We start from the raw sequence: 23,182 nt of genomic DNA, 5'->3' as shown, positions 1-23,182 counted from the left end.
TCGTCTGAAGGCTAGCCTTTCTGCGTCTTTCCGCTGGCGGGCAATGCATCGAGATAGGAAGCACTGCGATAGAGGCCTGCGCGCGCGCCGAGACTATAGCGATAGACATCCGTATCGATCCCGTTGAAGATCACACCCTTCACCCGGGCATTCGCCTGCTTGAGCTGCTTGGTGGCCTCCACCACCTGCGCAATGGAAGTGGTCTCGAAGCGGGTCACCAGCAACACGGTGCCGCAGCTATCCGCAAGCGCGGTCGCGTCGGATACGGCGAGCACCGGCGGCGTGTCGATCAGCACGATATCGTATTCGCTCGTCTTCGCGAGGAATTGCTGCATGCGTTCGCTCACCAGCAGCTCGGCCGGGTTCTCCGGTATCGCTCCACGCGCAACGAAGTCGAGGCCCGGACGCACGTCACGCATGATCACCGGGTCGGACGTCACCTCCGACGTCAGATAGTCAGCCAGGCCGGGTGTCGAGTCGAGACCAAAGTATTGCTCGAGATGGCCTTTGCGCAGGTCCGCGTCGATCAGCAACACCCGCTTGCCGGCCGCCGATACGACCGCCGCCAGATTCGCCGAAAGGAACGACTTGCCCACCTGTTCCGTCGGCCCCGTCAGCAGCACGCGATTGTCGCCCGATTCCGATTCCAGCATTGCAAAATGAAGCGCGGTTCTGAGTCGGCGCAGGCTTTCAATCGACGGGTCGCGCGGAAACTCGCTCGCCAGCAGGAACTTCTCGCCAGCGGGCAGCTTCGGCGTCTTGCCGATTCGCGCGACTTTCGCCTGCGACAGCGGCACGCTCGCATAGACGTTCAGGCCCGTTTGCTCCTCGATCTCCTGCGCGTCGGTCACGCCCCGATACAGCGCCGTACGCCCGAACGCCGCACCCACGCCCAGAATCAGGCCGCCCAACGCAGCATAGATAATCACCAGAAGCCTGTTCGGCTTGATCGGCTCTTTCGGCACCACCGGGTTATCGATCAACCGCACCGTTCCAACCTTGCCGGCGCGAACCAGTCTGAGCTGTTGCATGTTGTTCAGCATGCCGACGTAAAGCTCGTTGTTCACGTTCATGTCACGGGTCAGGCGCACCGCATTCTGCTCCAGGTCCGGCAACGCCTGTTCCTGCTGCGACAAGCTTCCGATCCTGCTGCTCAGCATGCCGATCTGCTGATCGATCGCCTGGATCGCGGGGTGACCCGGCGCGTAGATCGCGCCCATCTCCGCGCGCTTCTGCTTCAGTTCGAGCAGGCTGCGCTGCGTGGCTACGCTTTGATCCAGATAGGCCTTGCCCTGCTCGCTCAGATTGAACACGCCCATGCGGTTGCGCATGTCGTTATAGCGTCCCTCGGCGCGCTCCAGGTCGCTCTTGAGTTGCGGCAGCTGCTCGCTCAGGAACGCAAGCGACTTCTCGGCTTCCGCCGCCTTGCGCTTCAGATTCTGGTCAACATACGCATTGCCGATTTCGGCGAGCGTGCTGGCCGTCAGCAGCCGCTCAGAGCCCATCAGCGACGCGCCGATGATGCCGCTGTCTTTACCCTTCTGCGAGACCGTCAGCCTGTTTTGCAGGCTTTCCACCGTCTTCTCGCGCGACTGTCTCTCCAGAATGAATTGCGTGCCCGGCTTTGCGTTCAGCGAATCGACCTGCAGCGTGATCGCGCCATCGGGCAGTTTCGTGTCGAGCTTTTCGCCCACGCGACCCTCGATCGGCTCGCTGAGATCCGACTGCTCCAGCCGGTAGCGTCCGCCCTCCAGAACCGTCAGAACGAACTTCTCGCCTTCGAATGCTTCCGGGACGTCGAAGCTGGACACCTTGATCGCTTCATCGCCCCATGCATATCCGCCAAATCCAAAGATCCCTGGCTCGGAAAGACTCCGGGCTTGCCGGCCCAACCAGTCTCCGATCAAGGGAAAGCGCTTCGGCTTTGCGCTGACGTCGAGGTGCAGATCGTCAACGGCTTTTCCGACCACCATTCTCGACTGCAGGATCTCCATTTCAGCCGTCGCCTCTGTTTTGACGTCGAACATGCTGGAGACGTCGCCCAGCGGGCCTTTTGAATTGCTGGTCGGAATGCTGTCTTCAACCTGCACGAGAATATCGGCCTGGTACACCGACGGCGCGATAAACGCGTAGGCCACGCCCACGGCGAGCACGCCGCCGGCGATTCCACCGACCAGCCAGCGGTTGGCCATTAGAACGTCGAAATAACGCGAAAGACTTACATCGTTATTCCGGAGCACGGCAGCATTCGTAAGCAGAGAGTTCTGATTCATCGAAACCCCAGGGCGGGTGTACGAAAAGGATGGAAGCTCGATTTAATGTGCAGGCGATGCGGCGTTGCCAGATCTCGCTTTTTGTCACGGGACGGCAACATTTTGGGTGCTGGAGTTGCGCGCGTCAGTTCGGTGTGCAACGCAATCTGTCAACAATTCCTCTGCTTTGCGCGCCACCAACTTCAGAATAATCGTCTTACCGTACAAAGATAAGACTGCCTAATTCTCCGCTGAACCACTGTTTCCCCGCAGTAGATTTCTCGGTGGAAAATTAGCGTATATTTCACACTAACAAGTATCCCAGACTATCTGAAGACGGTCATCACCTCCGTACGCTAACGCACATCGCTTTTGTGGCCGTGACGGCACAATCCCATTCAACGCCGTTAGCTTGGGATGCATATGAAACAATTGATGCGTGAGATATTCACACGCGCGCTGCTTTTCAGTGGAACCCCCGCGGCGATTCGAGCCTTTCTCTGGCGCGATCGCACCGCGATTCTGCTCTATCACGATCCGTCGCCCGCCACGCTCGAGGCTCATTTTGAGTACCTGAAAGACAAGGTCGAGTTCGTGCCGTTGTCGCAGGCAAATTCGCGAGGTAGTGGTCGCCCGCGCGTGGCCGTCACGTTTGACGACGGCCATATCGGCAATGCAAATCTGCTGCCCGTATTCATCAAGTACGGCGTGTACCCGACCATTTACATCTGCAGCAGTGTCGTGGCGCACGATCGTACTCACTGGTTCCTGCATCCTGTCGCGAGGGATGCAGGTGTGAAGCGGCTGATTCGCATGAAAAACCACGAGCGCCTGGCTGAACTCGACGCGCGAGGCTTTCGTCAGGACTTGCCAGACCCAGCGGCGACGATTAGTGGCCTCAGCGCCGCCCATATTGAAGAGATGCGCCCCTATGTCGACTTTCAGTCTCACACACGCTATCACCCGACACTAACCTTCTGTGACGATGACGAATGCTTTGAAGAGCTTGCGCTATCAAAGTCGGAGGTAGAACGGATCGTAGGTAAGCCTTGCGAGCATTTCGCGTATCCCTATGGCATTTATGGTCCGCGCGAAGTCGAGCTGCTGAAGGCCGCCGGCTACAAGACCGCACGCACGACCGACGTGGGCTGGAATGACGAAGGAAGCGACCCGTTCCGACTCAAGGCGTTCGACATTGACGATGACTCTTCCGTGTCGTGGTTCGCCGCGCAGCTTACGGGCCTGACGTTGGTGCCGCGCTATCTGCGACTGGGACGCGTCAGGCGCCTCGCTCAGCGCATCTTTAGCAGGCCACGTGCATTGAACCAGGCGTAGAAAGCACAGCGCCGACGCGACAGCTCGCGCAGCGGCGTACGACACCGTCGTGCACCGCGCTGCATCCAACCCAGGGCAGCGAATCGTCACGATAAGGTATTCGCTAATAAAAATACTATCGCGCGCGATCTCGGCTTCGAGCAGAACAAGCGGTCAACGTTCGAGCACCTGTCAATCAAAGGCGCCACCGCACCGCCAGTGCATTATTCGTAACGGCCTTATTGTTCCTTATCTCCACGGTTAAAAAGGAAGGCGGCATGCGTAAAATCTTCATCACGTCTCCGGGTACCGCCAATTATCCGGAAATTACTGCCTATCAAAACTATTTTAAAGCGCGCGGCGTGGATGTGGTGGTCGGAACAATCAGCGATTACCGCGCCCTCGATAACAAACGAGATTTCGTGTTGTGGGAAATCATGGGTTTTTATCCGAACCGGTTTGAATCTGACTTTGTCATCCATGACTACCGTTCTCTCTCCGTCGGCGGCTGGCCGGCGATGAAAGACGTCGCGAAGCGGTATTTCAATTGCCAGCCGAATCTGCGGATCTTTCAGAACAAACGGCAACAGGAGATCATGGGTTTCGGTCACGGCGTACCCAGTGTGATCCTGCCCATGGGCGTGCCGAACTGGATCTTCGAGGTACAGGATGGCGGTCAAACCGAAAAGAAAGCTGATTTCTGTTATATCGGCGAAATGAGCGTCGAGCGGGGCTTCGATCGCGTGCTGGAAGCATTTATAAACAACTTTCAGAAGCGCGACGTCTCCCTCCTCCTGGTGGGGAAACCGGACCCGCGCATCTACGAAAGATTTTCGAATGCAAAAAATATCATTTTCACTGGGCCGTTGCCGCAGCGTGAGGCGCTGAAGCACGTGGTCGAATCCGATGTTGCGGTGTGCTATTTCCCCTATCACCGGCCGCACTGCTATCAAACGCCGACCAAGCTGCTCGAGTATGCTGCGCTCGGCAAGAAAATCGTGTGCAACGACTCGCCGTCGAATATCAGATGCTGTGAAGAGATGGGCATCCATAGTGTGATCACCACGGCGAACATCTTTGACGGAATCGATGAAGACGCCGCGCGCGGTGCGACAGCGAATCGTCGGACGGACTTCGCAGACCTCATTTGGGACCGGGTGATAGAGCAGTCCAACGTCGCGACATTTCTGCCGACGGATATCAAGCTAACCAACGCTTGACCAATCCATTGAGGTGCGACATTTCAACGAATGCGACTCGAACTGCCCTTGGTAGCACTGAGTCAGCCGAAGAGACGACATTTGAACGGTGGTAATGACATGCAGATATTCATTCTTCACCCCGGCAAGGCGAATTATCCTGAGATAGACGCCTACACGAAGTATTTTGTGAGAAACGACTGTAAGGTAACGTCAGGGACACTGGATGATTACAAAAAAGTCAAGAATCCGGAGGAGTACGTTCTCTGGTGCATCATGGGCTTTTACCCCAGGATCCCTGCTGCAAAATACGTTATCCACGATTACCGCTCGCTGTCTGTCGGGCGTAACAGTGCGCTAAAGGACAGCATCAAGAAAACGTTTCAACCGCGGCCCGATCTTCGAATATTTCAGAACGACTCAATGAGTGCAGTCATGGGCTTCCGCGACGGCGTAGATACCGTTTTCCTGCCGATGGGCGTACCAGATTGGATTTTCACGGCGGATGCTGACCGCAACCAGGCGCTTCCGTCGGGAACGTATTGTTATCTGGGCGAGATAACACGGGAACGCGGCTTTGTCGGCTTCATCAGGGACTTCCTGGCCGCCAAGCGCGACTCGGATACCCTCGTTCTGATTGGGCCTGTTGAAAAGGAAATCTCCGACGCATATCTTCGATCGCCCGGCATCCTGTTCACGGGACGTCTTGCGCAACGCGATGCCCTCGCGGTGGTTCGCAACTGCGAGATTGCTATTTCAACCATCCCGTACAAGCGTCCGTACGACGTGCAGACGCCGACCAAGCTTCTGGAATATGCTGCGCTCGGCAAAAGAATCATCTGCAATGACTCGCCTTCGAATCTGAACGCCGCCGCCAAGTTTGGAATTCAATGTAAAGTAACGGGCCCAGACGTATTCTCTAGCATCTGCAATTTCCACGGCGATATGGTGCCGAAAAATGACCCCTCCACGCTGCTGCATTTGCGGTGGACAGATATAATCGCCGCCTCGGGCGTGGAGCGATATCTCGCGCGGCTCTAAAAATTAAAATGGTTTGCGCGATGACACGCGCAAACCATTTCTCAAAAGTCAGTCTCGTCGCGATCGCGTTCCGTGAACGTTGGTTACGGAGTGGTGCTTCGATTCTTGCCGCGCCCCATCGGCACGTTCGGGCCAGTTCTTCGCCCGTCCCGACTGCGCGAATCGATGAAGAGTTGATGGTCACGCGCGTGAAGAGGCTTTTGTCCGCTACTCTTCACTTCGGCAAGAGCACTGTATGCAATCGGTCCCAGACGACGGCCTGCTGCAAATCGCGCAGTAGTCACTCGCTCAGCACCGAACGGCCCTGGCGAATGCTTCTCAACTGGGCCGAATAAAGCAGCGCGATGTTGTTGAAGAAACGATCTTCACTGAATCTGTTGCGCGCTTCTTCCTGCGCGCGCCGCAATAAACCTTCACGAAATTTATCCTCGGCTATCATCTTCCGGATCAGCGAAGTCGCTTCCGCAGCCGTCCGATAAAGAACGCCGGTCGAATTGTGACGAATGGTGTCTATATTGCCCGGACAATCTGACGCCACAACGGGAGTGCCGAGCGTCATTGCTTCAATCAGAGAAATCGGCATTCCCTCCCAGGAAGCTGTCGACAAATAGATATCCGCTTGCGCCACAGCCGCGATTACGTCAGCACGCGTAAGCCAACCGGTCACACGCACGCCGGCGTCCTCGAGCGTCCTCCTGAGATCTGCGTCGCCGTCGCCGATCCATACGAACTCGACGCCGTCCCGATCAAACGAGCGTGCAATTTCCGCGAACAATCGCGGATTCTTTTGCACACGAATGCCGCCGACAGTCACAATTTTTCGCCTTTTCGTCGATCCGGCTTTTCCGGCGCTTTCCAAACGATTGTTGCCCTGGACACTGACAGCCCGATCGATCGCGTTCTCGACCAGTACTGCATCTCGCCGAAGATAGCGGCGAATGGCGGCGCATTCACTCTCGGAGCAGCCAACGTATGTGCAGTTCTTCACACACGCGAGCAACTCCAACGCGGCGAAACAGTATCGCTTCAACCTGCCTATGTCTCGCCGTACGAAAGAGATGCAGTGCGGGCTATAAAGAAGCGCCGTTGACGGCAACGCAAACAAGGTCGACATTCGTCCCAGGAAACCTGCGAATGACGAGTGCAGATGGACGATATCCGGGTTCAATTCGATGAGTTGTTGGCGCAAGACAGACATGATCCGTGCCAATGATGGCCCTTTCATCTGCAGATGCTGCAGGACGACGTCAGAGTGAAACATCGCGCGCAAATTCTTCGGTGTTTCCTCGCGCTCTGAATAGATCACATACACCTCGTGACCTTCCTTGGCGAGGCGCGTCGCAAGCGTGCTCACAACTGCAAGCGTTCCTGTAGCAGTCGATTCGATTACGTGGACCACTCTCATAACATGTTTCTCGTGAATTGCGCAGCGATAGCGGAACACATCCCCGATCGGTCACGGCGATCGGGACGACATGCAATCTACGACAGGGAAAGGACCTCAGCCGGCTCAGTAGGCGCCGTCTTTCGCGAACACCACTTTGACGGTTCTCAGAAGAATCGACATATCGAATGTCAGCGAGCGGTTCATTGCGTATTTAACATCGAGCGAAACCCGCGTCGGATAGTCCACATCGTTGCGGCCGCTGACCTGCCATAAGCCTGTCATTCCCGGCTTCAGCGCGAGGTAGTAACGAACATCGCGGCCATATCGCACCAGCTCCTTCTGCACGATAGGACGGGGTCCCACCAGGCTCATATCGCCGCGCAGCACGTTCCATAGTTGCGGCAACTCATCGAGGCTCGTCTTGCGCAGGATGCGGCCAACCGGCGTCACACGAATATCGTTTTTGAGCTTGAAATCGCGGTCCCATTCCGCACGAGCCTGCGGATCGGTTGCGAGCAGTTTGGCGAGAACTTCATCCGAGTTCTTGACCATGGAGCGGAACTTCAGGCACTTGAAAGTACGTCCTCCTCGGCCAATTCTTGGATGACCATATACGGCGTTTCCGTGATCTCTCATGACTGCCAGCGCAATTATCAGAAGAACCGGGAAGAGCAGGATCAGTAGAACCGACGCCCCGCAAACGTCCATCGTTCTCTTCACTGCGTCGTCCCACCTTGCGACGAAGATGTTCTCGCTTTGCGGGTTCGAGTCATCCAGGGCGACCTGTTTTGAATTCGCCTCAAGGCACGCCTCTTTCAGTTTCGGATCCGCGGTGGCGTTGGATTCGAACATACTATCTCCTCAGTTCGGAAACTCGTGGGGAACGATGCCGGCGTAGGCACCCTGCGCTTGCAAAACAGATTTTGGTGTGGAAGTGAATCGTTTAGTGAAGCTAATTTCATTGATTCACTGACGAGTCACGACGAGCGTAACATCTCACTCAAAGACCGAATGTTAGCAATAGCGCATAAAGTCGCCATCGTACAGTTCGATCGAGACACGTCGCCCTTCATCAGGTGCACCAACAGTTCTTCTGCCAATCAAATACGCAGAATTCGAATCATGGCTTCGTTCTTTGATTGGTCTTATCGCCAGGTATCACTCGTAAATATGATGACAAAGCGTTCAGGTCAGACGCATACTTTTTATCAGACGTGTAACCGTTCTCTCTAAAGCTCGTGATTTCGAATTTGTCTAAAGAGAGACGACAGTTTTCATCTTTAGGAAAAAAGAACATTTGATGAAGGAACAACCTGTGTAATGACTGACCGCGGCAAGGTCTATGCGATGACTCGCGCTGCGCATCGAAGTCGCAAGTATCCCGGCTCGGCACTACGAATCGATGTGCGTTGCCGTACATGATCGGACGATTCGCTCATTGCGGAGTTCGACGCGAAGACTTCGTGATATGCCGACAAGCGTGGCGCAACCGGCGTCGGAAATCTGATAGTGAGGCATTGCGTCACACAACAAACTTCAGCTGGGACTGATGCCGAACAAGGGGGCGCATCCTTAGGAAGATTGAGTCGCTCTGTTCGGAAGTGTAGTGTCTGTGCGGAACTCTGACGTCGACACGGTATTCGATGCGCGTGTTCGACATATCCGTGCCGTCAATGCGGTCGCTTCAACAATTGATGTTCATCGGCACACTTAACTCTGACGTTTTCGGAACCAATTCCACGCGACAGCATTTATAGTTGAGAAATGAAACTCACACTTTTCTTTTTATTCGCCGTCTTAGCCCTGTTGTGCGGGCAATCGATGCCAGCGTTCTCCCAGTCGAGTTCGACCGCCGCCACCGCCCAGCAACTCGCGGCGCTGCAGCCGCCGCCCACCGGAAGCGGAAACGACCGTTTCGCAATGGACGTGAACTGCAATCTCTGGAGTGCGGATCAGACGGCGCTGAGCGAATGCTCAAAGGACCTGGATCTGATTGCCGGATTGGGCGTCGGTACGGTTCGCCTCGGCGTTTCGTGGGACTTCATGACGCTGGCCGACGGCAGCACGCTGGATCCCAACAAAGTGGCCTTTCTGAAGTCGCTTCTGAACGCCGCACGCACGCGCGGCATGAAGATTCTTTTCCAGGTGGGCATGTACGCGCCGTCTAGTGCATACCAATGCCCGGCCACCAAAAATCCGCCGACCGCATCGTCACCGCGACTCGACTTCTGCGACGCGACGTTCACGAAGTATCTCGGCTCGCTCATGGACGTCGTTCTGCCCTTTACGGCTGACATCGAACTGTTCAATGAGACCAACTGGTCGTTCTCCGCTTCGGACCCGTCTTACGGCGATCCGAACGGTATCTCCGGATACATTCTGAATCGCAGCAAGACGCTCTATTCGGAAGCCAGGCAGATCCTGAACACGAAAAGCCAGTCGGGCTACAAAACGGTTCTGCACACTCAGGGCATCTCGTACTTCTACAACTCGGCGTACCCGAATAACGGCTGGAAACCGCCCGCAGGAAACGAGCTGATCCAGGCGACCGACTACATCAAGGCAATGGGTAACAACACGAAGAGTGCTTCCAGCCCGTTGAACATCGAGATCGACGTCGTCGACGTTCACCCGTACTTCAGCAGCGCCGACTACCAAACGCTGATGCAGTCGTTCAAGACGACCGTTTCGAATCTGGTCGCTAGCGGTCCCAAGCCGATCTGGATCACGGAAACCAACAACGGGACGACCCGTACGGACGCCGGACAACTCGCGGCATTCAATCAGTTGAAGGTGCTGATGGACAACGGTTCGGTGGCAAAGGCGTTCTGGTATGTCGTGCGTAACGGCGATCCGAGCAACGGGGAAGGCGACGGCTATTCGATCTACGATTACAACCGTAACCTGATTTGTCCGCAGCTTGCCGCCGCTATTCGGGCTTACACCGCGAGCATCCCGCGAGCGCAGCGATTCCTATCGGGTCCCTACCTGACCCCGGTCCAGTGAAGGCGTCTAATTGCAATCGATGAGATGAACGCGAACGCCGACTCCGCCGTCTGCGTCATTTTGCTGTTCTGCCCTGCTCCAGCGTGCTTGATGGTGTTGCAAACAGGAAGCAGCGGACATCCGCAATGACGGATGAATCATAAGAGGGCGATGAGACTAATTATCCTCCTTTGATCCTCTCGCGCGCGCAACGCAAAGCGCACACGCGAAGACCCCAATCGCCACGCCGATCAGCAGACAGGCGGCATGCGTCAAGAAAGTTACCATCTTCCACTCCCTTTACGACCACATCGAATTTTCGAGAAGTTGAACAGCACGATGTCATCGGTGGCGTAGCTATGGCTTGAGATCTTCCCTAGCTGCACCGGACAGTGTGATGAAGGCGATCCAAAGTCCGGCAGAGATTGACAAGGGCGCAATGTCCCGCTTGCGGATGGATGCCGACCTAATAATCGAACTCACTATACCACGGGTTTAGCCACGCTTTCGGCGCCAAACTTCAGAATGGCAAGCGCATTGCATGGCCGGCGGCGCGCGGGTTCAGAAGAACGTGACGTACGAAAATAGCCGACGCAGTAGGCGAGCGCGAAGCTGCCGGCGTCGCGATGGACGAATATCATCAGCATCAAAATGGCAGACGCCGGCCGGCACAAACAGAGAGGTCGGAAAGATCCCGCCATAGATGAAGACGCCGGTGCCCGTGCGCTCAGCTGGTCAGCGCTTCACCCAGCATCTGCTGCAGAAATACGCCGAATGCGAGGGCGATCACCGGGATCGAATCGGAGGGGCGGAAATGATCGTGGCCACCAAGCGCGGGGCCGATCGGTATGACGACGGCGCTGCAACTCGTCATTGCACGCACGGCCTGGGCCTTGTCCGCCGCCATGCACGCAACTTCCGGACGCAAGCCGATTAACGAGCGGATAAAAAGTACCCGAGAGCCGTCGGCCCGCAGAACTTCCCGATCAATAGAGTCGAAACGAAATTGAGCGCCTGACTCAGTACGACTCCAGCGACACTGACGAATGAGTCTTTGATATCCGCCAATCATCCACGCCGAAAGTCGGCTGATTTTTCATCACCATTCGTGACGACGGCCCTCGCGCCGTGAAGGCTAGTCTCTCTTTGTCTCTCCACTGGCGGGCAGTGCATCGAGATAGGAAGCACTGCGATAGAGGTCTGCGCGCGCGCCCAGACTATAGCGATAGACATCCGTATCGATCCCGTTGAAGATCACACCCTTCACCCGGGCATTCGCCTGCTTGAGCTGCTTGGTGGCCTCCACCACCTGCGCAATGGAAGTGGTCTCGAAGCGGGTCACCAGCAACACGGTGCCGCAGCTATCCGCAAGCGCGGTCGCGTCGGATACGGCGAGCACCGGCGGCGTGTCGATCAGCACGATATCGTATTCGCTCGTCTTCGCGAGGAATTGCTGCATGCGTTCGCTCACCAGCAGCTCGGCCGGGTTCTCCGGTATCGCTCCGCGCGCAACGAAGTCGAGGCCCGGACGCACGTCACGCATGATCACCGGGTCGGACGTCACCTCCGACGACAGATAGTCAGCCAGGCCGGGGCTCGAGTCGAGACCAAAGTATTGCTCGAGATGACCTTTGCGCAGGTCCGCGTCGATCAGCAACACCCGCTTGCCGGCCGCCGATACGACCGCCGCCAGATTCGCCGAAAGGAACGACTTGCCCACCTGTTCCGTCGGCCCCGTCAGCAGCACGCGATTGTCGCCCGATTCCGATTCCAGCATTGCAAAATGAAGCGCGGTTCTGAGTCGGCGCAGGCTTTCAATCGACGGGTCGCGCGGAAACTCGCTCGCCAGCAGGAACTTCTCGCCAGCGGGCAGCTTCGGCGTCTTGCCGATTCGCGCGACTTTCGCCTGCGACAGCGGCACGCTCGCATAGACGTTCAGGCCCGTTTGCTCCTCGATCTCCTGCGCGTCGGTCACGCCCCGATACAGCGCCGTACGCCCGAACGCCGCACCCACGCCCAGAATCAGGCCGCCCAACGCAGCATAGATAATCACCAGAAGCCTGTTCGGCTTGATCGGCTCTTTCGGCACCACCGGGTTATCGATCAACCGCACCGTTCCAACCTTGCCGGCGCGAACCAGTCTGAGCTGTTGCATGTTGTTCAGCATGCCGACGTAAAGCTCGTTGTTCACGTTCATGTCACGGGTCAGGCGCACCGCATTCTGCTCCAGGTCCGGCAACGCCTGTTCCTGCTGCGACAAGCTTCCGATCCTGCTGCTCAGCATGCCGATCTGCTGATCGATCGCCTGGATCGCGGGGTGACCCGGCGCGTAGATCGCGCCCATCTCCGCGCGCTTCTGCTTCAGTTCGAGCAGGCTGCGCTGCGTGGCTACGCTTTGATCCAGATAGGCCTTGCCCTGCTCGCTCAGATTGAACACGCCCATGCGGTTGCGCATGTCGTTATAGCGTCCCTCGGCGCGCTCCAGGTCGCTCTTGAGTTGCGGCAGCTGCTCGCTCAGGAACGCAAGCGACTTCTCGGCTTCCGCCGCCTTGCGCTTCAGATTCTGGTCAACATACGCATTGCCGATTTCGGCGAGCGTGCTGGCCGTCAGCAGCCGCTCAGAGCCCATCAGCGACGCGCCGATGATGCCGCTGTCTTTACCCTTCTGCGAGACCGTCAGCCTGTTTTGCAGGCTTTCCACCGTCTTCTCGCGCGACTGTCTCTCCAGAATGAATTGCGTGCCCGGCTTTGCGTTCAGCGAATCGACCTGCAGCGTGATCGCGCCATCGGGCAGTTTCGTGTCGAGCTTTTCGCCCACGCGACCCTCGATCGGCTCGCTGAGATCCGACTGCTCCAGCCGGTAGCGTCCGCCCTCCAGAACCGTCAGAACGAACTTCTCGCCTTCGAATGCTTCCGGGACGTCGAAGCTGGACACCTTGATCGCTTCATCGCCCCATGCATATCCGCCAAATCCAAAGATCCCTGGCTCGGAAAGACTCCGGGCTTGCCGGCCCAACCAGTCTCCGATCAAGGGAAAGCGCTTCGGCTTTGCGCTGACGTCGAGGTGCAGATCGTCAACGGCTTTTCCGACCACCATTCTCGACTGCAGGATCTCCATTTCAGCCGTCGCCTCTGTTTTGACGTCGAACATGCTGGAGACGTCGCCCAGCGGGCCTTTTGAATTGCTGGTCGGAATGCTGTCTTCAACCTGCACGAGAATATCGGCCTGGTACACCGACGGCGCGATAAACGCGTAGGCCACGCCCACGGCGAGCACGCCGCCGGCGATTCCACCGACCAGCCAGCGGTTGGCCATTAGAACGTCGAAATAACGCGAAAGACTTACATCGTTATTCCGGAGCACGGCAGCATTCGTAAGCAGAGAGTTCTGATTCATCGAAACCCCAGGGCGGGTGTACGAAAAGGGTGGAAGCTCGATTTAATGTGCAGGCGATGCGGCGTTGCCAGATCTCGCTTTTTGTCACGGCTGAAATCGGACGCACAGGCCGAGTACGTCAGTCCTGCTCGCAAGCGTGCTCGAAATGAATCGTCTTATGGTCTAAAAGAGACTTCCGCCGGGTCTGGCGCAGACTTCTAATTTTTCCGCATCCGATGTATTGCGCCAGCAAACAGAAATCGAGTTATTCATAGCAGAAGTTATCGCAGCCTATCTGACGGCTTGCCGCACCTCCGTACGCTGCCGCACATTCGCGTTTTTCGCCCCAACGGGTCGTGCGCAATTGCGATGTTGCTATTTCGATCATTTCGAACAAGCGCCGGTATAGCGTGAAAACACCGACAAAAGCTGGTGGAGCAAACGGCGCCGAATTCGCGCAACCGCACGCAAGGGTGCTAGGGCTTCGTCACGAAATGCCAGAGCGCCGCACACTCGGTGTCGGATATCCGGTAGTGAGGCATGGCTTTGCGCAACATCACGTTGACCGGGTCGATGCCTTCCCTCAGCGCCCTGCAGAACGTTGCCTGATCGTAACTGCTCGCCGGACCGTCCCTTCGACTCTTCGCAGGAAACAGGTTGCCGGCGGTCAAGGGTGGTGCGAATGCGTCGCCCGAGCCGGTTTGCGAATGGCAGTTCGCGCAACGCGTGGTCGAGCCGGGCAACAGACGATCGTCGTCGCGCAATTGCGCCTCAACCGAATGCTGCCCGTTGAAGATCGAACACCCGAGATCGTTCGACTCACAAAGCGGCGCGCCATGCGCGACATACGTGATGTTCGCCAGCGCCAGCGCCAGCGCACGCGCCGCGGTTCGCCGTGACCGTAACGCCATCACTGGATCTGCACCGTGCGCGAAACGCTCGGCACGCCCTTCGCGTTCAGGCCAAACAGCATGTAGTAGCCAGGCACGACGACACCCGGATCGGAAGGAATATTGATCAGATATTCGCCCGCCGTTCCTACCGTGAAAGTCACGGGTACCCGCCGCTGCTCGTTGTTGACCGCGTGGGTCGACGAAGACATGCGCATCAACGCAAAGGCCTTGATGCCACTGCTGCCCGTTACGGCGATCGATGTCCCGAGCTGTGCCGTAGTGGGCGCGGCTGTGAGGGTCGGTCGTGTTGCCGCCGAGCCGTCCGCGTTGAGCAGGTACGGCGGCGTCAGTATTTCGAGGTTCGTATGGTTTGTCGAGCAGGTTCCGCACAGTCCACCGCCACCACTCAGTACGCGACCGTCCGACAACAGCAGTGCGATGCTGTGATAGTTACGCGGCACGGCTTGCGGCGGGAGCACCGAGAAAGTCTTGGTGGTAGGGTCCCACAACTCTGGCGCCAGCACGGCGGTGTCGTCCGAAAACGTTATCGGGTACGCCTCTCCACCAAGGACTACCACCTGACCGTTCGGCAAGACCACGCTGGTGTTGAAGGCGCGGCGGTAATTCATCGGCGTAAGCGTTTGAGTCACCGCGGTGCCGCTGCTGATGTCGATTAGGGTGGCGTCCGCAGTCGCGTTGGCATACTCGTAGCTCGGCGCACCGCCTACAGCCAGGATCTTGCCGATATCGTACATAACGGCGTTGCCGTTCATCGCATCGGTATCGCTGCCCCGGTTGCCGGCAGGCGTCACGTTGCCCGCGCCGGCGGTATCGAACCAGTGCATGGCAACGCTCGGACCAGCGTGGAAGACTCGCCCATTTGCCACCGCAAACAGCCATGCATGATTGTCGGAGCGGAAAATGCCAGCCGCGTCATTCGTGAGGATGTAGTCGGCGAGAATGGCGCTATTGAGCTGCCAACCCGTACTCGGTGACCAGGTTTCGCCGGTCTTGCCGCCCTCGCCTCCGTTCCACGAGCCGCCCACCAGGAATACGTTGCCATTGCTCAACGTTACGCTGCCGTGGTAGGCGCGCGGAATATTCATTAGAGGACCTGACGACCATTTTCCGGTCGAAGGCGTGTAGAAACTCGTCGCGTCGCTGCTCGAGCCACCAGTGACGTAAATACGGCCATCCGGAAGATTGACGATGCCCGGGCAGAACATATCGTGGCCGGTATTCGACACGAGAACCTGTTTGCTCGTGCCGGTAGTCGGGTTAAAGATTGCGGTGTATGTGTTGCCGGGGGTGACTTCGCCAGACGTAAAGTCCAGCTTCTGGTCGGCGGACCACACTACCACGGTGCCATCGGGCAGATTCGCCGCAGCTGCCGGCACGATCGACAGGTTATAGGGTGTAGTCCACTTTGCCGGCAATGTTTTCGCGGTCATGCCGCTGATCTGCCACGTCTGCAGAGCGGTTCCGCTGCAAGCCTGCTGCGTGATCTGCGAGCCCTGCGCCGTGAGGCTGGCAGCAGCCAGACACAGGTGACTCTGCGACGCGACGATTGCAAAGCCGCCACCTTGCGGGATCAGCTGAAAGCTTTGATTCGCCTGGCCATTGCAGGTCCACTGGTCCGCCCCAGCGCCGGCGTCCGTGCTGACACCGTAGATGTCGAGGCAAAGGTTGCTGTTGACGTTGACGAACTGATAAAGCCCGTTGTTCTGCGTCAGTGTCCAGTGCTGGTTATTCCCGCCATTGCACGTCCACTCGATAACCGAGGCGCCAGGCGTCTTCGATTCAGCGTTCACGTCGGCGCACAAGGTCGTGCCGTTGACGGTGAGCGTGCTCGATGTCTGCGCGTCGGCAGCTGTGGAGAACATCGAAAGCGCCGCCATGAATGTGATCAGCAGCAACGCTTTCACGCACCCGTCGAACGATTGCGAGAGGATCCTAAACGATCGGTTTTGTGACATAGCCTCAGTCCAGTAGGTTACACACGCCCTAATGCGCCCAGTACATCGCAAATTTGATCCGCGCGAGGCAGGTCGTCACTTCGCCAGCGCAACATTGCGTTCGCATCGAAGCAGTAGATTTGGGTCGAGTGATCGGCAATGTTGCCGAGTGGCAGGGTGCTGCCCGCAAGCGCTCGGCGCATCCGGTCGACGTCCTGCAACGTCGGCGTGGCCGCCCGCCATTCGGGTCCGGCCTGGAAGCGCATGAGCCATGCGTGCAGCGCGGGCGGCGAGTCGGAAAGCGGATCGATTCCGATCGACACCAACTGAACGGGGTGGCGGTGCTGTAACTGCGATATCCGTTGCTGAACGGTGCTGAACAGTGCACCCTGCAAAGGACAAACTGAAGTGCATCCTGTGTAAATCGTCTGCAACGCAGTCACTTTCTGACGCAACAGGTCGGTTAGCAACTGTTTCTGGCCGCTTTGATCGACCACCCAGAAGTCGTCGAGACGAATGGGCGGCGTGACGAGTCCTATGCTTGCGTGCTGCGCGTATAGCGGAAAAGAAACGCCGGCTAACGCCGCGGCCGATATGCCACGCAGCAGCGCGCGGCGTCCCGGACTTCGGACCGGCGCGCACGCACGCAACGTCGCGCGAGTGGGCGCGTGTTGATGGAACATGACTATGATCTCCCGCAACGTGTAATGGCTCGCAGAACCATTCGTCGCCATCTTTTATTGCGTGTTACCCACGCGATAATGCGCACGAGTCGCGCGACGGCTACGTTCGCTTTCTAATTGCGAATCAACGGCATTCGGGAGCGTAGCAGAGAACTTTCCGGAAAATGACAGCGTCAGGCCCGCGACTTGCTGCGCTTTGTGAGGTCGGCCACATAACAATGAAACTTCAAAAACTGGTTGTTTTAGAAAGCCCGAGCAAAACCCTATGTCGTCCTGAGATTCGTCGTGAGGCGGCGGAAATGGCGAAGTCGCGAAAATGGATTGCGCGCTCAAACGTGGCGGCAAGACGCGTCGGGCAGGCGGACCAGGTCGGCCCGGCCGAAGAGACTCGGCTGACCGTTACCGAACTGCCAAGCCCTGCTCCTACCACGAAGGGGTTGCCCAACAAGGCCTCAGCATCGGCACGATGGCAAGTCCGCGGTGGCGAATAGCAAGCAGCGCCGGTGTTCCGGCGGCTTCGAGTTTCGCCGCGACCAGGCGAGCCATTGCGCGTGTTTCGCTGGCGATGATATGCAGGTTCCGCGCCCCTGGCTCCCGGCCATCTCCTTGTTCCAAAGCCCAAAGTCAAACCATGGCAAAATTCGCATTCCGCGATTTATTTGATGCGACCGATGCGGCCCATATATATGCCTCGGCAACATTATTTTCTTTCTAAAACCATACCGAAACATTTGATTAGCATTTAATTAGGTTCCCAGCCATTCCGATAAAAACCATACATTGGCGGAAATAAAGCGCCCCGACTGTCTAAAAGCGACAAGTAACAATTTTGTAACGGTTTTTTTGTTGTTTTGTGAATCTCGAATTTGGGCGTGAGAACGCCTCTGGATAAGCGTGAGAAGGGAGGATGGACGCGTTGCCGATAGGCTCACATAGCACAAATGTCGTTGTTACGCTTAGTTACGCCCGATGGCGCAAGATTTGTTCCAATTCTGTATCATTCGTATTCATCAGATCACTCAGGGAAAACCTTGTCGATTTTGATTCGATTGGAAAAACTTCGCAATTTGCGACGAATTACCGAATCTTCCGATTGAAAATGATGAAAGCGGGTTTTCAGTAGGTCGCATTAAATCTGAAGATTAAACGCGATTAGTGCCCCACGCGAGTGCGGCAGCGGGCGGCTCTTGACAAAAGCCGATCATTATTCAGTTGTACTTCGTGTTGTTGCGTATTTTTTCGTGGCGACGTCCTTATCACGCGAACGTTGTTCGTTTTAGCGGCCAGGTTCCATCGGCCTTGATAGACAGATGTCCTTCTTCAGCAGACTCTCTCCAAGACTGAAACCGTCATTTCGTCGGCTTCCCCAGATCGCAAAAACTGCTTCGGCGCTTGCATTTATCGCAGGCGTACTAAGCCTTGCAGGTTGTGGCGGTGAAACAAGCGATGATGGCAGCACCGCGTCCGTGACCGCCAACTCCCTCCCTGCCGACACAGCCGCGAACGCGGCTACAGATCCGTACAGCAACGGCGTAGTGCCCCCCGACAATGGCTCTCCGCCGGTTCAGGCGAACGGTCAGCCTTATAACCGCGCCCTGGTGCAACGGGCGGGACAAGGCGATTGAACCGTTTCGCGACGATCGATACGAAACCCGCATATCCCGTGCAAGAGCATTTTCAATCGTGATGTCAGCGACCGTTGACTCACGCGTTTGACGTGTTTGCGTTACGTATGCCATCGCTTCAGGAACTGATGGTCATCGGCAAACGTAATTCCAACGTTCTCGGCCCATCCCCGGTCAGTAGCAATTTATAGCTAAGCCATGAAACTCAGACTCTACTCACTATTCGCCGTTTTAGCCCTGTTGTGCGGGCAATCGATGCCAGCGTTCTCCCAGACGAGTTCGACCGCCGCCACCGCCCAGCAACTCGCGGCGCTGCAGCCGCCGCCCACCGGAAGCGGAAACGACCGTTTTGCAATGGACGTGAACTGCAATCTCTGGAGTGCGGATCAGACGGCGCTGAGCGAATGCTCAAAGGACCTGGATCTGATTGCCGGATTGGGCGTCGGTACGGTTCGCCTCGGCGTTTCGTGGGACTTCATGACGCTGGCCGACGGCAGCACGCTGGACCCCAACAAAGTGGCCTTTCTGAAGTCGCTTCTGAACGCCGCACGCACGCGCGGCATGAAGATTCTTTTCCAGGTGGGCATGTACGCGCCGTCTAGTGCATACCAATGCCCGGCCACCAAAAATCCGCCGAGCGCATCGTCACCGCGACTCGACTTCTGCGACGCGACGTTCACGAAGTATCTCGGCTCGCTCATGGACGTCGTTCTGCCCTTTACGGCTGACATCGAACTGTTCAATGAGACCAACTGGTCGTTCTCCGCTTCGGACCCGTCTTACGGCGATCCGAACGGTATCTCCGGATACATTCTGAATCGCAGCAAGACGCTCTATTCGGAAGCCAGGCAGATCCTGAACACGAAAAGCCAGTCGGGCTACAAAACGGTTCTGCACACTCAGGGCATCTCGTACTTCTACAATTCGGCGTACCCGAATAACGGCTGGAAACCGCCCGCGGGCAGCGAGCTGATCCAGGCGACCGACTACATCAAGGCAATGGGTAACAACACGAAGAGTGCTTCCAGCCCGTTGAACACCACGATCGATGTCGTCGACGTTCACCCCTACTTCGGCAGCGCCGAATACGACATGATGGTGCAGGCATTCATGACCACGGTGTCGAACCTCGTCAGCAGTGGCGCGAAGCCGATCTGGCTGACCGAGACCAACAATGGCACCAACGGTACGGACGCCGGACAAACGGCCGCATTCAACCAGTTGAAGGTTCTGATGAACAACGGTTCGGTGGCAAAGGCGTTCTGGTATGTCGTGCGCAACGGCGATCCGAGCAATGGCGAAGGCGACGGCTATTCGATCTACGACTACAACCGTAACCTGATTCGTCCGCAGCTGGCAGCCGCGATTCAGGCCTACACGGCGACCATTCCGCGTTCGCAACGCTTCCTGTCCGGCTCTTACCTGACTGCGATCAAGTAAGCCTGCCTGCTGTAACCCATGAATGAACGGAGCGCGACTGTCGCGCTCCTTCGTTTTTCCGTTTTGGCCGGGTTGACAGGACCGCATCCAGTTTGAGGGCGCAGCGAAATTCCCGAGGCCGAGCTTCGCGAGGATGAACTGGCACTGTGCCAATGCGTTGCGTCAAACTCGTCGCTGCCGTAATCGAAGGAGCAGACACGGCAAACAACGCGGCGCCACCCGAGAAGCGGGCACGCAATGGCTATTCCCGAACATTCGTAGCCTCTTCGCGCCATCTACCGCATCGCTCGCCCAGCAGGACGTTGCGGTAAGAAAATCACGCAGAGCGCCATGAACGAAACCAGAATCACCGACGCATAGAGTCGGCTGATCTCGAGCCCACCTTGAGAAATGGGTTTGTCGAGCAGGTCCCCCAAGGTCGCGCCGAGCGGACGCGTCAGGATGAACGCCGCCCAGAATATAGCGGTCCGTGACAGCCGCGACCAGTAATAAAGCGCACCGACGATCAGCAGCCCCCCACCGAAGATCAAAGCGCCGTACTCATAGCCAAGCCCCAGACCGCCTTCGTCCGATCCCGCCACCCAATCGCCCAAGGCCGTACCCAGTGTCTGCGAAAAGAGGATCGTCACCCAATAGAACCACTCGGCTTTGGGCGTGGTTACGCTCTGCACCGCCACCGTACCTTCCGATTTGTACCAGACGCCCAGGCTCGCAAGCAGAAGCGCGAAGACGATGACTACACCGCCCGGATAGCCGACTCCCACCGAACGATCGAAGAAGTCGGCCAGCGTGGTACCGAGCGTGGTCGTTGCAACGATGGTCGCCCAATAGAGCGAGGCATTGAACCGCTCCGCCCTGATCTGCCCTGCGACCAGCCCAATAAAAATAACCGCAAAAATCGCGGTGCCGATCAGATAACCCAATTTGAGCGACATGGTCACCCAATCGCCGCCCGTTTCGCCAAGCGTCGTGGCGGCGATTTTGATGATCCAGAAGCCCAGCGTGATCTGCGGGACTTTACTGAGTGCATGCGCGCGAGTTTGCGACGGGTTGCTATTCATGTGACGTGCTCACTATTCTCATGGCTTGAACATAGGCTCAACCATCGCAGAGCAACCCTTAACAGCACCTTAAGCATCCCGCCGAATCACGCGGTCAGATTTTCCTGCGCCAGTAACGGGGCGGTAACTCCGAGTCCCTTCAACGCAGTTCCAGCCACATCGGCTGATGATCGGACGAGCGGCTGTGCTGATCGACATCGCACGATGCAATGCGTGCGCTCAGGTCTGCCGTGACGAAAACGAAATCGCACGCGAATGCTCCGTCGGGCCATTGCTCGTGATCGTATAGGCCGACCGTCGCGGCACGCGGCTCGCCGGGGTGCGCGCGGGCCCACGCATCGACGAACGCCGGAGCGTCGGTGATCGGTTCGAGCATCCGGCAAAAGGCGGTGTCTTCGAATGCGCTGTTGAAGTCTCCGCAGACAATCGCGCTGACCGGGCGCGCCGTATCGGCAAACGGACTGTCCGGCTTCTCGCCACGCGCGGGAGCGCGCGCGTGAGCGCACGCCTCCTGATGCAACTCGCGCAGTCTCGCCACTTGTGCGAGCCGCTGTTTCTCCGAATAGAACTCTAGGTGCGTGGTGATGACACGAAGCGGACCGACGTCGGCTTCGAGCACCGCTTCGAGCGCGACGCGCAGCATCGACGGCTTGGCGGGGTCCGCGGGCCACGGCAGAGAATGGCGCAGCACCTGACGAACCGGCAAACGGGTCACGATGGCATTGCCGAACTGCCGCCGATGACGGCTCGCGCCCAACGAGGGCAGATCGGAGCCGACCGCATCGAGCACGGTCATCTCCGGCAGCAGAGCGGCAAGTTCGGCGAACTGATCGGACGATGGCGCGCCTTTCAGTCCGCCGGCCGCCGGTTCCTCGTTGAAGCCGCGCGTGACTTCCTGCAGACACAGGACGTCGAAGTCGCACAACGCGCGTGCTTCCCGCACGATCCGTCCGAGGTCGACGCGGCCGTCGACGCCGCATCCCCACTGAATGTTCCAGTCGACCAGTTTCATGACGGCCTCCTTGAAAGATCCGACTACAGTGTATCGCCGCATCCTGCGCGGTGACTCAGCGCTGGAGAGGACGAGCGCATTTCAATCACACGGCTCCCCTTGTTATGAGCGTCCACAGGGTCACTGAAAGTTAGCGATGAAATTGCGCAGTAAAAATTGTCAGTGAAAGTAAGCGCCAAAAAATGCCGTGCATGCGATGAATTATGCTGACCCTCATCCGCGACCGGCTCAATTTCTTTAGAAAACAATGAATAGCTTCGATCTATCCGTCGAAACATATCTGTCCAACATACACCTCGGTGAGTTCGCGAATCTATCCATCCAGGCCATCGACAACCTGTACACCTTCAAAGGCCTCGTACTCATTCCCGTGCTGTGGTGGATGTGGTTTCAGCAAGACGAGTGCCGCGAATGGCGGCGAGAAATGGTTCTCGCGACGCTTGTCAGCGGCATCGTGGCGCTCTTAGTCGGAAGACTGCTGACTCACTGGTTGCCATTCAGGGTGCGCCCCGTCTACGACACCGAACTGCATCTGCGCTTTGCCAGCGGCGAAATCAAGGACGCAGTGCTGACCAACTGGAGTTCCTTCCCAAGCGATCACGCGATGCTATGGATGGCGGTCGCCACCGGCATCTTCCTCATGTCGCGGCGCGTCGGCGTGCTGGCGCTTCTCTATACTGCGCTGTTCATTTGCCTTCCGCGCGCCTATCTCGGCTTTCACTATCCGACCGATTTGCTGGTGGGCGCCACGGTGGGAATCGTGATTACATTGGTGATGACGCGGGATGCGATCCGCGTACGCTACGCGACGCCGGTGCTGCGATGGACCGAACGCCACCCGGCGCCCGCAGCGACGCTGGCCTTTATTCTGTGCCTCCAGCTCGTCACGCAGTTCGACGAACTGCGCAAGCTGGCGAGTGGCGTAATGAAACACCTATGATGACGGCGATGGTTGCTCC

The 23,182-nt window shown here is 57.5% G+C and carries 15 protein-coding genes and 1 pseudogene; 6 read left to right on the top strand and 10 right to left on the bottom strand.

Translation table 11 applies throughout. The features are described from left to right. Positions 1-11: 11 nt before the first annotated feature. The gene (locus OKW40_RS02530; RefSeq protein WP_429487948.1) at positions 12-2,273 is read right to left on the bottom strand and encodes a polysaccharide biosynthesis tyrosine autokinase; all 2,262 of its coding nucleotides are present in this window, start codon (positions 2,271-2,273) and stop codon (positions 12-14) included. A 402-nt stretch (positions 2,274-2,675) separates the two neighbouring features. Here OKW40_RS02530 and OKW40_RS02525 point away from each other — a divergent pair, with 402 nt between their 5' ends. The 3 genes from OKW40_RS02525 to OKW40_RS02515 all read left to right on the top strand — a co-directional run bounded on the left by OKW40_RS02525 (position 2,676) and on the right by OKW40_RS02515 (position 5,806). After that, entirely contained in the window at positions 2,676-3,587 is a 912-nt protein-coding gene (locus OKW40_RS02525) for a polysaccharide deacetylase family protein (protein ID WP_090811951.1), read from the top strand. A gap of 257 nt (positions 3,588-3,844) precedes the next feature. Beyond that, positions 3,845-4,786, top strand: a complete 942-nt coding sequence (locus OKW40_RS02520) for a glycosyltransferase (protein ID WP_184059024.1) — start codon at positions 3,845-3,847, stop codon at positions 4,784-4,786. A 99-nt stretch (positions 4,787-4,885) separates the two neighbouring features. Then, positions 4,886-5,806, top strand: coding sequence for a glycosyltransferase (locus OKW40_RS02515; RefSeq protein ID WP_429487945.1), 921 nt, complete (start codon positions 4,886-4,888; stop codon positions 5,804-5,806). Between the two features lie 280 nt (positions 5,807-6,086). Here the strand turns inward: OKW40_RS02515 and OKW40_RS02510 are convergent, their stop codons facing one another. Both OKW40_RS02510 and OKW40_RS02505 read right to left on the bottom strand, forming a co-directional pair. Continuing rightward, on the bottom strand, positions 6,087-7,211 hold the full coding sequence (locus tag OKW40_RS02510) for a glycosyltransferase (RefSeq protein ID WP_429487944.1): 1,125 nt from the start codon (positions 7,209-7,211) through the stop codon (positions 6,087-6,089). A 105-nt stretch (positions 7,212-7,316) separates the two neighbouring features. Next, positions 7,317-7,913 (bottom strand): annotated as a pseudogene (locus OKW40_RS02505) (sugar transferase); the annotation flags it as partial. A 1,101-nt stretch (positions 7,914-9,014) separates the two neighbouring features. Between OKW40_RS02505 and OKW40_RS02500 the strand changes: the two are divergent. Then, entirely contained in the window at positions 9,015-10,199 is a 1,185-nt protein-coding gene (locus OKW40_RS02500) for a glycosyl hydrolase (protein WP_429487942.1), read from the top strand. A gap of 706 nt (positions 10,200-10,905) precedes the next feature. On the opposite strand, the gene OKW40_RS02495 is transcribed toward OKW40_RS02500, so the two are convergent. From OKW40_RS02495 to OKW40_RS02475, 5 genes are all read right to left on the bottom strand, one after another. Then, a complete protein-coding gene (locus OKW40_RS02495) occupies positions 10,906-11,085 on the bottom strand; it encodes a hypothetical protein (RefSeq protein WP_429487941.1) in 180 nt (59 codons plus the stop codon). A gap of 228 nt (positions 11,086-11,313) precedes the next feature. Beyond that, positions 11,314-13,575: a polysaccharide biosynthesis tyrosine autokinase gene (locus OKW40_RS02490; protein ID WP_429487939.1), complete on the bottom strand. Its 2,262-nt coding sequence runs from the start codon at positions 13,573-13,575 to the stop codon at positions 11,314-11,316. Between the two features lie 455 nt (positions 13,576-14,030). Continuing rightward, the gene (locus OKW40_RS02485; protein WP_018422207.1) at positions 14,031-14,465 is read right to left on the bottom strand and encodes a c-type cytochrome; all 435 of its coding nucleotides are present in this window, start codon (positions 14,463-14,465) and stop codon (positions 14,031-14,033) included. Then, the gene (locus tag OKW40_RS02480) at positions 14,465-16,423 is read right to left on the bottom strand and encodes an RICIN domain-containing protein (RefSeq protein ID WP_429354727.1); all 1,959 of its coding nucleotides are present in this window, start codon (positions 16,421-16,423) and stop codon (positions 14,465-14,467) included. Before OKW40_RS02480 ends, OKW40_RS02485 begins: the two co-directional genes overlap by 1 nt. Positions 16,424-16,440: 17 nt before the next feature. Then, on the bottom strand, positions 16,441-17,085 hold the full coding sequence (locus OKW40_RS02475; protein ID WP_429487937.1) for an SCO family protein: 645 nt from the start codon (positions 17,083-17,085) through the stop codon (positions 16,441-16,443). Positions 17,086-18,965: 1,880 nt separating this feature from the next. On the opposite strand from OKW40_RS02475, the gene OKW40_RS02470 reads away from it, so the two are divergent. Then, on the top strand, positions 18,966-20,150 hold the full coding sequence (locus OKW40_RS02470) for a glycosyl hydrolase (protein ID WP_429402294.1): 1,185 nt from the start codon (positions 18,966-18,968) through the stop codon (positions 20,148-20,150). A gap of 275 nt (positions 20,151-20,425) precedes the next feature. On the opposite strand, the gene OKW40_RS02465 is transcribed toward OKW40_RS02470, so the two are convergent. Then, positions 20,426-21,211: a COG4705 family protein gene (locus tag OKW40_RS02465; protein ID WP_429402293.1), complete on the bottom strand. Its 786-nt coding sequence runs from the start codon at positions 21,209-21,211 to the stop codon at positions 20,426-20,428. Positions 21,212-21,350: 139 nt separating this feature from the next. Beyond that, positions 21,351-22,223 (bottom strand): endonuclease/exonuclease/phosphatase family protein, encoded by an 873-nt coding sequence (locus OKW40_RS02460; RefSeq protein ID WP_429487935.1) that lies wholly within the window; start codon positions 22,221-22,223, stop codon positions 21,351-21,353. 247 nt (positions 22,224-22,470) lie between these two features. On the opposite strand from OKW40_RS02460, the gene OKW40_RS02455 reads away from it, so the two are divergent. Then, positions 22,471-23,163 carry a phosphatase PAP2 family protein gene (locus OKW40_RS02455; protein WP_429487934.1) on the top strand — a complete coding sequence of 231 codons (693 nt, stop codon included), beginning with the start codon at positions 22,471-22,473 and terminating at the stop codon, positions 23,161-23,163. The last annotated feature ends 19 nt before the right edge of the window (positions 23,164-23,182 follow it).

It is taken from the genome of Paraburkholderia sp. RAU6.4a (assembly GCF_050435625.1).
GTDB lineage: Bacteria > Pseudomonadota > Gammaproteobacteria > Burkholderiales > Burkholderiaceae > Paraburkholderia > Paraburkholderia tuberum.
The sequence above is the reverse complement of the archived record's forward strand: the minus strand, read 5'-3'. Positions and strand labels throughout refer to the sequence as shown.

What these genes read in the sequence shown, in the direction of transcription:
- OKW40_RS02520 (WP_184059024.1), top strand. Translation starts at nt 3,845, where the DNA reads ATGCGTAAAATCTTCATCACGTCTCCGGGTACCGCCAATTATCCGGAA.
- OKW40_RS02485 (WP_018422207.1), bottom strand. Translation starts at nt 14,465, where the DNA reads ATGGCGTTACGGTCACGGCGAACCGCGGCGCGTGCGCTGGCGCTGGCG.
- OKW40_RS02510 (WP_429487944.1), bottom strand. Translation starts at nt 7,211, where the DNA reads ATGAGAGTGGTCCACGTAATCGAATCGACTGCTACAGGAACGCTTGCA.
- OKW40_RS02475 (WP_429487937.1), bottom strand. Translation starts at nt 17,085, where the DNA reads ATGTTCCATCAACACGCGCCCACTCGCGCGACGTTGCGTGCGTGCGCG.
- OKW40_RS02495 (WP_429487941.1), bottom strand. Translation starts at nt 11,085, where the DNA reads ATGGCGGCGGACAAGGCCCAGGCCGTGCGTGCAATGACGAGTTGCAGC.
- OKW40_RS02515 (WP_429487945.1), top strand. Translation starts at nt 4,886, where the DNA reads ATGCAGATATTCATTCTTCACCCCGGCAAGGCGAATTATCCTGAGATA.
- OKW40_RS02490 (WP_429487939.1), bottom strand. Translation starts at nt 13,575, where the DNA reads ATGAATCAGAACTCTCTGCTTACGAATGCTGCCGTGCTCCGGAATAAC.
- OKW40_RS02480 (WP_429354727.1), bottom strand. Translation starts at nt 16,423, where the DNA reads ATGTCACAAAACCGATCGTTTAGGATCCTCTCGCAATCGTTCGACGGG.
- OKW40_RS02470 (WP_429402294.1), top strand. Translation starts at nt 18,966, where the DNA reads ATGCCAGCGTTCTCCCAGACGAGTTCGACCGCCGCCACCGCCCAGCAA.
- OKW40_RS02525 (WP_090811951.1), top strand. Translation starts at nt 2,676, where the DNA reads ATGAAACAATTGATGCGTGAGATATTCACACGCGCGCTGCTTTTCAGT.
- OKW40_RS02455 (WP_429487934.1), top strand. Translation starts at nt 22,471, where the DNA reads ATGAATAGCTTCGATCTATCCGTCGAAACATATCTGTCCAACATACAC.
- OKW40_RS02500 (WP_429487942.1), top strand. Translation starts at nt 9,015, where the DNA reads ATGCCAGCGTTCTCCCAGTCGAGTTCGACCGCCGCCACCGCCCAGCAA.
- OKW40_RS02530 (WP_429487948.1), bottom strand. Translation starts at nt 2,273, where the DNA reads ATGAATCAGAACTCTCTGCTTACGAATGCTGCCGTGCTCCGGAATAAC.
- OKW40_RS02460 (WP_429487935.1), bottom strand. Translation starts at nt 22,223, where the DNA reads ATGAAACTGGTCGACTGGAACATTCAGTGGGGATGCGGCGTCGACGGC.
- OKW40_RS02465 (WP_429402293.1), bottom strand. Translation starts at nt 21,211, where the DNA reads ATGAATAGCAACCCGTCGCAAACTCGCGCGCATGCACTCAGTAAAGTC.